Origin of the sequence: Acinetobacter sp. YH12241 (assembly GCF_013417535.1) — a bacterium.
Lineage (GTDB): Bacteria > Pseudomonadota > Gammaproteobacteria > Pseudomonadales > Moraxellaceae > Acinetobacter.
Genome location: NZ_VPDQ01000008.1, coordinates 1 through 12,776, shown reverse-complemented (window position 1 = coordinate 12,776; position 12,776 = coordinate 1). Strand labels below are relative to the sequence as shown.

General features: G+C 45.5%; 11 protein-coding genes and 2 pseudogenes. 11 read left to right on the top strand and 2 right to left on the bottom strand.

The genetic code is table 11. The features are described 5' to 3' along the window. The first annotated feature begins 113 nt into the window (after positions 1-113). From FTV18_RS06495 to FTV18_RS06470, 6 genes and pseudogenes are all read left to right on the top strand, one after another. Complete coding sequence (locus FTV18_RS06495; RefSeq protein WP_180017306.1) at positions 114-1,073, top strand: sulfonate ABC transporter substrate-binding protein; 960 nt, start codon at positions 114-116, stop codon at positions 1,071-1,073. Between the two features lie 88 nt (positions 1,074-1,161). Beyond that, complete coding sequence (locus FTV18_RS06490; protein ID WP_257218576.1) at positions 1,162-2,094, top strand: sulfonate ABC transporter substrate-binding protein; 933 nt, start codon at positions 1,162-1,164, stop codon at positions 2,092-2,094. Between the two features lie 16 nt (positions 2,095-2,110). Continuing rightward, positions 2,111-3,286 carry an FMNH2-dependent alkanesulfonate monooxygenase gene (gene ssuD / locus FTV18_RS06485; RefSeq protein ID WP_180017308.1) on the top strand — a complete coding sequence of 392 codons (1,176 nt, stop codon included), beginning with the start codon at positions 2,111-2,113 and terminating at the stop codon, positions 3,284-3,286. Continuing rightward, positions 3,286-4,101, top strand: a pseudogene (gene ssuC / locus FTV18_RS06480) (aliphatic sulfonate ABC transporter permease SsuC). The gene ssuD and the pseudogene ssuC overlap by 1 nt, the downstream one beginning before the upstream one ends. Positions 4,102-4,126: 25 nt before the next feature. After that, positions 4,127-4,933: an ABC transporter ATP-binding protein gene (locus FTV18_RS06475; RefSeq protein WP_180002555.1), complete on the top strand. Its 807-nt coding sequence runs from the start codon at positions 4,127-4,129 to the stop codon at positions 4,931-4,933. 348 nt (positions 4,934-5,281) lie between these two features. Then, a complete protein-coding gene (locus FTV18_RS06470) occupies positions 5,282-5,905 on the top strand; it encodes a TetR/AcrR family transcriptional regulator (RefSeq protein ID WP_005232857.1) in 624 nt (207 codons plus the stop codon). A gap of 72 nt (positions 5,906-5,977) precedes the next feature. Here the strand turns inward: FTV18_RS06470 and FTV18_RS06465 are convergent, their stop codons facing one another. After that, on the bottom strand, positions 5,978-6,541 hold the full coding sequence (locus FTV18_RS06465) for a 5'-nucleosidase (protein ID WP_180011126.1): 564 nt from the start codon (positions 6,539-6,541) through the stop codon (positions 5,978-5,980). A 255-nt stretch (positions 6,542-6,796) separates the two neighbouring features. Between FTV18_RS06465 and ribF the strand changes: the two genes are divergently transcribed. The 5 genes from ribF to FTV18_RS06440 all read left to right on the top strand — a co-directional run bounded on the left by ribF (position 6,797) and on the right by FTV18_RS06440 (position 12,392). Next, positions 6,797-7,798 (top strand): bifunctional riboflavin kinase/FAD synthetase, encoded by a 1,002-nt coding sequence (ribF, locus tag FTV18_RS06460; protein WP_180017310.1) that lies wholly within the window; start codon positions 6,797-6,799, stop codon positions 7,796-7,798. A 64-nt stretch (positions 7,799-7,862) separates the two neighbouring features. Beyond that, complete coding sequence (ileS, locus tag FTV18_RS06455) at positions 7,863-10,709, top strand: isoleucine--tRNA ligase (protein WP_180017312.1); 2,847 nt, start codon at positions 7,863-7,865, stop codon at positions 10,707-10,709. Continuing rightward, positions 10,702-11,241 (top strand): signal peptidase II, encoded by a 540-nt coding sequence (gene lspA / locus FTV18_RS06450; RefSeq protein ID WP_004781354.1) that lies wholly within the window; start codon positions 10,702-10,704, stop codon positions 11,239-11,241. Before ileS ends, lspA begins: the two co-directional genes overlap by 8 nt. After that, entirely contained in the window at positions 11,234-11,716 is a 483-nt protein-coding gene (locus tag FTV18_RS06445; RefSeq protein ID WP_125278879.1) for a peptidylprolyl isomerase, read from the top strand. The genes lspA and FTV18_RS06445 overlap by 8 nt, the downstream gene beginning before the upstream one ends. A 133-nt stretch (positions 11,717-11,849) precedes the next feature. After that, a complete protein-coding gene (locus FTV18_RS06440; protein WP_005232867.1) occupies positions 11,850-12,392 on the top strand; it encodes an NADPH-dependent FMN reductase in 543 nt (180 codons plus the stop codon). 270 nt (positions 12,393-12,662) lie between these two features. On the opposite strand, the pseudogene FTV18_RS06435 reads toward FTV18_RS06440, so the two are convergent. Beyond that, a pseudogene (locus tag FTV18_RS06435) lies at positions 12,663-12,776 on the bottom strand (IS1595 family transposase); the annotation flags it as partial.

Sequence of the window (12,776 nt, the reverse complement as noted above, 5' to 3'; positions counted from 1 at the left end):
CTTTTTTCTTCATTAGAAATTCCTGAATAGTTATTTTTTTAGAAAAGTAAAAAGCTTTAGCGTATGCCTAAGCTCTTCATTTCACATTTCTAAATTTTCAGGAGTTCTGATTCATGCGCCAATCACACATTCAATTATTCACAAAAACTGCGGTCCTTAGTGCTGCGGTGGCTGGCGTGATGATGCTTTCTGGCTGTGGCAAAAAACAGGAAGCCGTGACCCTGAATATTGGTTTCCAGAAATATGGCGTACTGCCGATCTTAAAAGAACGTGGCACCTTAGAAACGTCATTAAAAGAACAAGGCGTGAATGTGAAATGGGTTGAATTCCCGGCTGGTCCTCAGTTGCTTGAAGGCTTGAATGTCGGCAGCGTATCTTTTGGTGAAGCCGGTGAAGCGCCACCGATCTTTGCTCAAGCAGCGAATTCAAATCTGGTCTATGTGGCCAATCAGCCTGAAGCACCGAAAGCTGAAGCGCTAATCGTACAAAAAGATTCGAATATCCAGTCAGTTCAGGATCTGAAAGGCAAACGTGTTGCCTTAAATAAAGGCTCAAATGTTCATTACTTACTACTTAAAGTCCTTGAAGCCAACAATCTGAAACTCAGTGATATCGAAGTGGTTTACCTGCCACCTTCTGATGCCCGTGCCGCTTTTGAACGCGGTGCTGTCGATGCCTGGGTGATCTGGGACCCGTTCTTCGCTGCAGCAGAACATCAGATTAGTGCGCGTGTCATCGCAACGGGTGAGAACATCATCAGTAACCATCAGTTCTATCTGGCAGATCGCAAGTTCGCTGAAGCCAACCCACAGATTATTGAAGCTGTCGTGAATGAACTCAACCTGACCACTGAGTGGGTTTCTGCTCATCAGGATGAAGCCGCCAAACTTCTGGAAAAACCGACAGGCCTGGCCTTTGATGTATTGAAAACGTCTATTTCACGCATGGGTTTTGGAGTAAAACCACTCACTCCCGAAGTGGCACAAAAACAACAACAAGTGGCTGATGCTTTCTATGGTCAGCAACTGATTCCAGCCAAACTGAATATTCAATCTGCAATTATCGCGAAGTAAACCAAAGAACAATTTAGGGGATTTAATCATGACTCAACATCAGCTACACAACAAAGCAATCACATGGTTCAAGACCTCCAGTCATGGAATGAACGCTGCATTAGTTGCTTGCGCGATGTTGGGTTCAAGTGCCGCTTGGGCAGTAGATCCTTCTGTTAAACAGCTTCGTGTGGGCTATCAAAAAGCTTCTGTGAACCTGGTGATTGCACAGCAGCAAAAACTGTTTGAAAAAGAATTTCCAAATGCAAAAATCAGCTGGAATGAATTCCCAGGCGGACCACAAATTCTAGAAGCATTGGCGGTAGGTTCTATCGATGTGGGTGCAACTGGAGATACACCTCCTGTCTACGCTCAGGCAGGCAATAAGCCATTGCACTATTTTGCTTATGAAACTGCAAAACCTTTATCTTCTGCCATTCTGGTCCAGCACAATTCCAAAATTACCAAGCTGAGCCAGCTCAAAGGTAAACGTGTCGGCGTACACCGCGGTTCAAGCTCACATTATTTACTGGTGCAGGCAGTACGCAAAGCGGGTCTACAATGGACCGATATCCAGCCGGTCTGGTTAAGCCCTGCTGATGCGCGTGCAGCTTTCCAGAAAGGGGCGATTGATGCCTGGGCAATTTGGGATCCGTACTATGCTGCGGCTCAAGTAGAAGATAAAGCCAGAGTTTTATCTTCAGGCAAGGGCTTAAGTCCGAATTATACCTTTTACCTCGCTTCAGAAAATTTGATCAAAAATCATCCGCAAGCCTTAAAAGGCATTATCAAGCAGGTCAATGTTGCAGATAAATGGGTACAAAGCCATAAGGCTGAAACTGCAAGCATCTTTGCACAAAGTACCGGTCTAAAACCGATTGTCAGCCAGACCTTTATCCAGCGTCGTCCGAATCCGTCTGGTGCGGCACCGCTCACCAAGAAAGTAATTGCCGATCAGCAGGAACTCGCAAACCGTTTCAGCGAACTCAAGATCATTCCGAAATCTATCAATATTCAGCAAGCCGTTTGGGCAGGCAAATAATCTAAGGATCAAAGACATGAAAATTTTCTGGTTTATCCCGACACATGGCGACAGCCGCTACTTAGGTACCAGCAAAGGTGCACGCCAGGTCGATCATGCTTACATGAAGCAGATTGCGGTTGCGGTCGATAATCTTGGTTATGAAGGTGTGTTAATCCCGACTGGCCGTTCATGTGAAGATCCATGGTTAACTGCTGCCAGCCTGATTGATGCCACTAAAAAATTGAAATTCCTCGTCGCGCTGCGTCCAGGTGTTACTACGCCTGCTCTGACTGCACGTATGGCTGCAACCTTTGACCGTCTGTCTGGTGGCCGTGTATTGCTGAACCTGGTGACGGGTGGTGATGAGCAAGAGCTAAAAGGCGACGGCGTTTATGAAGATCATGCAACACGCTACAAGACTGCAGCTGAATACACCACCATCTGGCGTGAAATCCTGACCCATTCACATACCGGCGAAAGCTTCACTTTCCATGGCGAACGTCTCAGTGTAGATGATGCCAAACTGCTTTATCCACCAGTTCAAAAACCATATCCACCACTCTGGTTCGGTGGTTCTTCAGATGCAGCCGTTGAACTGGCCACTGATCAGGTTGACACTTACCTGACTTGGGGTGAGCCACCTGCAGCAGTGAAAGAAAAAATTGAAAATGTGCGTGCCAAAGCGGAAGCGAAAGGTCGCAAGCTGAGCTACGGTATCCGTCTGCATGTGATCGTGCGTGAAACCAATGAAGAAGCATGGAGAGCAGCAGACGAGCTCATCCAGTATGTGGATGATGCCACCATTGCTGCTGCACAAGCGAAATTCAAGCAAATGGACTCTGTCGGCCAACGTCGTATGGCTGAGCTGCACAATGGCGACCGTAGCAAACTCGAAGTGTCTCCAAACCTGTGGGCAGGTGTAGGTCTGGTACGTGGCGGTGCAGGTACAGCGCTTGTAGGAGATCCAGAAACTGTCGCAGCACGTATTCAGGAATATGCTGATCTAGGTATCGATACCTTCATTTTCTCAGGTTACCCACATCTGGAAGAATCGATCCGTTTTGCGGAACTGGTATTCCCATTACTTCCGCTTGAAACTCAGCAAAAACTGGCTCAGCCAAACCTGACTGGTCCATTCGGTGAGATTGTGGCAAATAACTACACTCCAGATGAGAACAAGAAGGCTGAGAGTATTCAGGAGCCAGCTTAATGTCGAAAGTCGTTTCAGTTGAAACCCTCGCAGAAAAGAAGGTTTCACGTGGAACACAGCTTGGGCAGCGTTTGCTGCCCTAGTTAGTTCCTGTCGGATTAATTCTACTCTGGCAAATCGCGTCGAGTACCAGTTTGCTGGAAAGCCGCATTTTGCCTGCACCAAGTGCCGTAGTCATCGCGTTCTGGAATTTGCTGCTCAGCGGTGAATTGTGGACACATGTCAAAGTGAGTGCTGGCCGTGCCTTAAGTGGTTTATTAGTAGGTGGTGGTCTAGGGCTGATTTTGGGTCTACTGAATGGTTCATCCAAAACGGCTTCTACCCTGCTGGATACCACCTTGCAAATGATCCGTAATATCCCGGCTTTGGCCTTAATTCCACTGGTCATCTTATGGTTCGGGATTGATGAATCAGCCAAGCTGTTCCTGGTCGCGATTGGTGTGTTTTTCCCAATCTACATCAATACCTATCATGGGATTCGTTCAGTCGATCCCCAGCTGATTGAAATGGGTAAAAGCTATGGCCTGACTCGCTGGCAGCTTTATAAAGAAATCATCCTGCCAGGGGCAATGCCTTCAATTCTGGTCGGTCTACGCTTTTCACTCGGTCTGGTCTGGGTACTGCTGATTGTGGCGGAAACGATTTCTGCCCAGTCTGGTATCGGTTATATGACCATGAACGCGCGTGAATTCCTGCAAACTGATGTCGTACTGGTGGGTATTTTACTGTATGCCCTGCTCGGTAAACTGGCAGATGTCCTAGCCGTGGCCTTAGAACGATTCCTGCTGCGCTGGCATGCTGGCTATCAAAAATAATTGAAAAAATATTGAGGAGCATGTGATGACTGATCTCAGCTTAGGGCGTCTTGCCAATGATCCGACTGCAGTGCAGGAGCCTGCTGCAACCGACATCAATCCCAATGCCGTTGCGGGTGCCGAAATCATTATTGAACAGCTGCACAAGTTCTATGGTTCGGTGAAGGTACTGGAAGATCTGGACCTGCATATTCAGCCGGGTGAATTTCTGGCGATTGTTGGTCGTAGTGGTTGTGGTAAAAGTACCCTGCTTCGTCTGATTGCAGATTTAGAAAAACAGAGCTATGGCGAAATTAAATTCAAGTCCGCACGTCATATCCGTGAAGGCATCACCGCTGATGATATCCGCGTGATGTTCCAGGATCCGCGTTTATTGCCATGGCGCAGCATCGAACAGAACGTGCAACTCGGCCTACCAAAAGACCAGCATGACAATGCTTCACAAATGCTGGAGAAAGTCGGCTTAAAAGAGAAAGCCGGGCTCTGGCCTTCACAACTGTCTGGTGGTCAGCGTCAGCGTACAGCTCTTGCACGCGCCTTATCGCATAAGCCGCGTATTTTATTGCTAGATGAACCACTTGGTGCGCTGGATGCCCTGACCCGTCTGGATATGCAGAACCTAATTGAAAAATTATGGACTGAACAGGGCTTTACCGCGATTCTGGTCACCCATGACGTGAGTGAAGCCGTACAACTGGCAGACCGGATTATCCTGTTGGATAAAGGCCATATTGCCAAAGAGTTCAAAGTTGATCTTCCACGTCCACGACAAAAGAATGTGAAATTCGCCGAACTTGAACAGCAGGTTCTGAATGCCGTTCTGGCAACCTAAAATGTGAGGGAATCTGGAATAACTGTTTATTCTGGATTCCTTATTTCGAATCAAGAGAATATCTGTCTCACTGATTATTTATTCAGCAATTGGCAAAATTTCAACTTCATTCATTAATTTTATTTTAACTTTATGATGCTTCAAGGTAATAATTAATACTTAAAAAATCATCAACCTTTTCAAAAGCTTGGTTTTTAATTCCTGCGCCTTAAACCGATACTAATTATATCTTTAATCTAAAGAATAAATCATCATTATTCATAAAATTAGCACCTGACTTGATGCACAAATCTGATGATTTGACGTACAATTAAAAATTCCCTTTTTAATTGTTTTTAATATTTGCTGATGGAACAAAAAAAGAGTACTCAAAAACGCAACCAGCTGCTGAATGCTGCACTCGATGTTTTTTCCCTATACGGTTTTAATGGGGCGAGTTTAGATGAGATCGCGCAAATTGCAGAAATGCATAAGTCGAATATTTTCTATTATTACGAAAATAAAGAGGCGCTCTATGTAGAGGTTTTAACGACCGTTCTACAAAAATGGCTGGCACCTTTACAAATGCTAGAAGCTGATCTTGAGCCTGAAGAAGCGATTACCAATTATTTGATGCAAAAAATTGAAGTATCGCGTACCCAGCCTAAAGCTTCACGCCTGTTCGCTCTGGAAGTGATTCAGGGTGCGCCGCACATTTTAGAAATCTTAAAAGGTCCATTGAAAAAACTGGTCAAGCGTAAAGCCAAAGTGATTTCAAACTGGCAGGAACAAGGCAAGATTTCTAAAGATATCGATCCTGAACTGCTGATTCTGAATATCTGGGCGGTAACCCAGAACTATGCAGATTTCGCGACTCAGATGGAAATGGTAACAGGCAAGACTTTACGTAACCGCAGCATGCAACAACGGATTATCCAGCATACTGTACATATGATGCTGTACGGCGTACTTCCGCGTACACAAGAAAAATAGGTCAACGCAAAAATTATTTGGCATACGACCATAAATTTTATGGTCGCCGACCCCTTCTCTCACCCTTTATTATTATTTTAACGTTCGATATAAATTCAATAATTTCTGCGCACCCAGCAGCAGATTCTCTTCCCAGTCCAAGTGAGCGCTATCATCTGCACCGTCAGTAATATATTTGACTGAAATCAGGCGCACATCCAATTTTCTGCATACCTTGGCCAGCGCATAGCCTTCCATATCCACCAGCTGACAAGCCACTTTTGGTAAGTCTATTTCAAAGCTGTCCCCTGTTCCACAAACCCCTTTCGGTAAATGGGCAAAGAACGGTTCCAGATCAATTGCACCCGGCAAATGATTATCCATCGGGGTAATGCCGACGTCAAACCCCAAGGGTGAAACATCCATATCACGTTGCACAAAACGCTTAACTTCGACCAGTTCATGCGCCTTGAAATGGGAACTGCCTGCGGTGCCCAGATTAATCAGGGTCTTACAGCGAGTTTTCTGAATCACTTCAAAAGCCTTAAAAGCAGCATTCACCTTGCCGATGCCACTATAGTGGACTTCTACACCTTCTGCTTCGAACAAACCTTTGGATTCACTGGCCAATGCCATGATGAGTGCCGAATCTGACATGCAAACTACTCGATACTGAGAAAACCGTGACATTAGAAAGCAAAATCCAGGCAATGAAAAGCGGGTTTTTAGATTTCTGTTTTGCAGATCTTTCACTTAAATAACCGCAGAAGATTCTTGGATGGCACACTTTCTTCTTGATGGGTTTCGTGATTTTTCAATAATTTTTTTGCATAAAAACACAACAACAAGACGAATCGTTGAGATTATGGCAATATATAGCCTTTCCTATTTTTCAATTCCCTGATTTCGCCTATGCAGCTGCTCCGTCTCAATGCTTTAGCGTCACATTCTGAATTGCCAAAAACCGCCGTTACGATTGGTAATTTTGACGGCGTGCATCTGGGTCATCAGGCCATGATCAAACAGTTAAAAGCTGTTGCAGAAGCTGAGCAACTAAAAACTGTTGTGATGATTTTCGAGCCACAACCGCTTGAATTTTTTAAAGTTTATGAAGCACCGCCGCGTATTTCCTCTTTGCGTGAAAAAGTGGAATATTTAAGCGAACTGGGTGTGGACTATATTGCGGTCGCCAAGTTTGATCATCATTTTCGTAGCCTGAGTGCCGAAGCCTTTGCCGACATTCTGAAAGATAAACTGAATGCAGCGCATCTGGTCTTGGGGGATGATTTTCACTTTGGTAAAAACCGTCAAGGTAATAGTGAATTCCTGCGAGACTACGGATTTAAGGTTACCAACCTGCATACCATTGCCTTGGATGGTGAACGGGTCAGTTCTACCCGCATCCGTCAGACTCTGCAAGCGGGTGACCTGGCTCTGGCAGCCAAATTACTGGGACGTCCTTATAGTATTACCGGCCGGGTGCAATACGGCGACCAGATTGGCCGTACCATTGATTTCCCGACCATTAATGTCCGGTTAAACCGGCATAGACCCTGTCTGCAGGGTATTTATGGGGTTGAAGTCGTCTGTGAAACCGGATCACTCAGCGCCAAGGTTCAGCAAGAAAATCCTGAACAGCCGGGTATTGCCGGCTATGATCAGGGCAGCCTGTTTGGTGCCGGTCATGTAGGTACCCGCCCTGCGATCAAACAGACTCATCCGGAATGGCGATTAGAAGTACATTTTCCTGATGTTTCTGCTAATCTGTATGGCCTGTTAATGCGGGTAACCTTCTTGAATTATCTGCATGGCGAAAAAGATTATCCTTCGCTTGAAGCGTTAAAGGCCGGAATTGATGATGATGTTGAGAAACTGCTTGAGTTTCGTCGAAAACACCCCACATTTCCCTTTTAATGTCCCGTATTTTTATTGTAAAACGTGTCAGTCTAATGACTGATTAAATTGGAAGACAACTTGCATGAGCGATAAGCAAACTCCTGAAAATGCAGTGGATTATAAAGCCACGCTGAACCTCCCAGGTACTGACTTTGCAATGAAAGCAAATCTGGCAGTACGTGAAGCGAAATGGTTAGAAGAGTGGTATGCCGATGACATTTATCAGCAGATTCGTGCATCGCGAATTGGCAAGAAAAAATACGTGCTTCATGATGGCCCTCCATATGCCAATGGCCAGATTCACTTAGGTCATGCAGTCAACAAGGTACTTAAAGACATCATCATTAAAAGCCGCATCATGGACGGCTTTGATGCGCCTTATGTGCCAGGCTGGGATTGTCACGGTCTTCCAATTGAACTGAAAGTTGAAGAAAAAGTCGGTAAGGTCGGCGTTAAAGTGGATGCGCCTACTTTCCGTAAAGCTTGCCGCGAATATGCATTGAGTCAGGTGGAGCTACAGAAAAAAGACTTCATCCGTATGGGCGTGTTTGGTGACTGGAGCAATCCTTACCTCACCATGAACTTCAAGCAGGAAGCCAACATCGTGCGTTCACTCGGTGAAATCGCGAAAAATGGCCATATCCAGCCAGGTCTTAAACCGGTGAACTGGTGTCTGGACTGTGGTTCAGCACTGGCTGAAGCTGAAGTTGAATATGAAGATAAAAAGTCAGACGCGATTGACGTGGGTTTCACCGTGGTGGATCTGGCGGATCTGTCTGCACGTTTAGGTGTTGAAGTTAAAGACTCAACCGATATCGTGATCTGGACGACTACGCCTTGGACCCTGCCTGCGAATCAGGCGGTTGCTCTGCACGCTGAAATTGAATACCAATTGGTTGTTGCACGTGGTGAAGATAAAGCGGCGCAAAACTTTATCCTGGCTAAAGATCTGGTTGAATCTGCGACTGAACGTTATGGCTTTAACGCGGTTGAAGTGATTGCCGATTTTGCCGGTGCGAAACTTGAGAATCTGGTACTACAACATCCTTTAATCGCTGAGCGTCAAGTGCCAGTTATTCTGGGTGAACACGTTATTGCAACCAGCGGTACTGGTGCTGTACATACTGCACCTGGCCACGGTGTGGACGATTATAAAGTTGGTCTGCTGTATAACCTGAAAGTAGATAATCCAGTGGGCGGTAATGGTGTGTATTTACCGACTTCACCACTATTTGCAGGCGAACATATCTACAAGGCCAATCCACAAATTATTGCGGCGCTTGGCGAAGCTAACAAGCTATGGGCACATAAGCCGATCAAGCATAGCTACCCGCACTGCTGGCGTCATAAAACTCCGATTATCTTCCGTGCGACCCCACAATGGTTCATCAGCATGGATGAAAAAGGTCTGCGTCAGGGCGCATTGAATGCCATTGAAAATGACATCAGCTTCGTTCCGGATTGGGGTAAAAACCGTATCCAGGCAATGATCGAAGGCCGTCCGGACTGGTGTATCTCACGTCAACGTACTTGGGGCGTGCCAATCCCATTCTTCGTGCACAAAGACACCAATGAACTGCATCCTCGTACACCTGAACTGATCGAAGAAGTGGCTAAACTAATCGAACAGGAAGGTATTGATGCCTGGTATAATCGTGAAGCCAAAGACTTTATTGGTAATGATGCTGAGCAGTACAACGCAGTTCGCGATACCTTAGACGTATGGTTTGACTCTGGTACAACTCACTATGCAGTGCTGCGTGACCGTGAAGAGTTAACTGATCCAGCTGATTTATATCTTGAAGGTTCTGACCAACACCGTGGCTGGTTCCAGTCTTCATTATTGACCTCTATGGCAATCAATCAACGTGCGCCATATAAAGGTCTGCTGACTCACGGTTTCGTGGTTGATGAGAAAGGTCGCAAGATGTCGAAATCGCTGGGTAATATTATTACTCCGCAAGACATTATCAAGAACATGGGTGCAGACGGCCTGCGTTTCTGGATCGCTTCAGCAGATTACCGTTATGAAATGACCGCAGGTAAAGAAATTTTTAACCGTGCATCAGATGGTTACCGTCGTATCCGTAATACCCTGCGTTTCTTGCTGGCGAATTTGAATGGCTTCAATCCGGAAACTGATGCACTACCTGTAGATCAACTGATTGCACTGGATCAATACATCCTGCAACGCGCCAATGATGTACAGGAAACCATCAAGAAAGCATATGAAGATATGAACTTCCATATCGTGACCAATGCCTTGACCAATTTCTGTATTAACGACCTCGGTGGTTTCTACTTAGACATCATCAAAGACCGTCAGTACACCACTAAAGCAGATTCACAGGCACGTCATTCTGCGCAAACTGCGCTGTATCATCTGGTACAAGCCTTTGTTCGCTGGATGGCACCAATCCTGAGCTTCACCGCTCAAGAAGCATGGCCACTAATTCCAGGTCAAAGCGAGAAATATGTGTTCACTGCTGAATGGTACGATATTCCAGTTTCAGCACAGGCAAACCTGTTGTCTGAAGCAGACTGGCAAACCCTGATTACAGTGAAATCTGCGGTGAACAAGCACATTGAAAATGCGCGTAACGAGAAACTGGTGGGTTCAAACCTGTCTGCCAAAGTTGAGCTGTGGGCCAATGATGAACTGAAAGCTGTTCTAGACCGTCTGGGTGATGAGCTGCGTTTCGTTTTGATCACTTCTCAGGTAATCGTGAATCCGTTTGATGCTGCTCAAGGCAATGACGCTGAACTTGAAGGTCTACGCGTGAAAGTATCTGCGGCAGATGGCGAGAAATGTGTACGCTGCTGGCACGTGCTTCCTGATGTGAATACACATGCCTCACATCCAGGACTATGCGGTCGTTGTATTATTAACCTCCCGAGCGGCCAAGGTGAAGAGAGAAAATATGCCTAACCCACAGCAGAAAAAGGGTCTGTTCCAGTTCTATCCTCACAATTTGTGGTGGATTGGACTGGCTATTCTGGCGATCATTCTAGATCAATGGACCAAATGGATTGCGGTAACACATCTGGAATATGCAGATCCGGTGCCCGTCCTGCCCTTTTTAAATTGGACACTGTTACATAACTATGGCGCTGCCTTTAGTTTCTTGTCCGATGCCGGTGGCTGGCAACGTTATTTCTTTACTTCTCTTGCAGGCTTAGTGTCTGTGGTTTTCGTGTTCTGGCTGATGCGTATGCCAAAGAGCATGAAAGTATTACCATTAGCGGTTGCCCTGATTCTGGGTGGTGCTATTGGTAACCTGATTGATCGCATTTCTTTGGGTTATGTGGTTGACTTTATTCATGTCTATTATCAGAACAGCCACTTCCCTGCTTTTAATATTGCGGATAGTGCCATTACTTTAGGTACGATTCTGCTGCTGATTGATACGTTTTTCCTGGAAAAACACCGAATTCAACGTGCACAGGCGCAACATGACTGATTTTATTAATCCTAACGAGGAAACTCGTGTTGAAGACGGCTCTAAAGTCGAGCTTCATTTTTCTGTCGCGATCGAAAGTGGCGTAGAAATTGACAATACCCGTAGCCGTGAAGAACCGGTAAGCCTGACCATTGGTGATGGCAACCTATTACCAGGTTTTGAAAAAGCCTTGATGGGCTTGCGTGCTGGTGACCGTCGTACCGTCAGCCTCCCGCCCGAAGAAGCTTTTGGTCCGTGGAATCCTGAAAATGTCCAAAAATTTGATACGGTGAAATTTGGCGAACGTCCGATCGAAGGTCACATGATCGAGTTTGAAGACAAGGCCAAATCGACTTTGTATGGCGTAGTAAGATCCGTAAATGATGATATTACCGAAGTGGACTTTAATCATCCGCTTGCAGGTAAAAATATCACCTTTGAAGTCGAAATCTTCAAAGTTACTCCAGCTGGCCAGCAAGGCGTGAAGCTGATGTAATATCGGCTAATCACATGATTTAAAAGAGCTCCTTCGGGAGCTTTTTTAGTTTCTGGATACAAATCCTCTCTAGTCTCTGTTCAGAAATCTGATTAATTTAATTTGATGAGCATGCGATAAGAAAGGGAAAGATATGAAAATTTATATTGTGGTTGGCAGTGTGCGTGAAGGACGTACAGCAATTAAGGTCGCACATTGGGTACTACAGGAAATTAAAAAATATGGTTTTAGCACGCTTGAAACCGAACTTGTCGACTTAAAAGAATGGGATCTTCCGCTTTTTGCTGGTTCTCATCCCCCATTGACCGGTATTTATGATCAGCCGAAACAGCAGGAATGGGCTGACTTTATTGCCCTTGCGGATGCATTTATTTTTATCAGTCCCGAATATAACCATGGCTATAGCCCGGCATTAAAAAATGCGCTGGATTATCTGGCCAAGGAATGGCAAGGCAAGCCGGCAGCCTATATAGGTTATGGCGTCACTAATGGCTCACGTTCCATTGATCAGATCCGCCAGGTCGGCACTCAGCTCGGTATGGTGGATACCAATGCGATTGTAGAGCTGCGAGACATTTTTAGTCGCAATAAAGACTACAGCTTTGAAGGAAATGAATTCGACAATAAAACACTCAGAGATGTCGTGGATAAGCTGATCCAGTATGTCAGTGCCTGAGGACGACAGCGATGTGCGCTTTAGCCTACAGGCAGCGCAGAATTTGTCGGCTATTCCCACTTTCAGTTCAAGGCTATAGTTTGATTCATAGACAGACAGGAAGTCTGCAAAGCGATACAACAACAATAAAAAGCGCAGAGTAACAGGACGTTGACAGGTCAGACAGGAGTCAGATCTGAAAAGCAAATCCAGAAAAGCCTCAACAGGATGTTGGGGCTTTTTTGTATTTAAAATCTGGTAGGCTCTAGACTAGCAGGTTTACACTTAATTTTACCTAATGAGGTTCCACAGCTCAGTTGCTAACTCATTAGGTTCCCTCATCCAACGCCATTCAGTTTCTTTAAGATGATAATCAAAGTACTCTTTTGATATGCCGTTAAACTT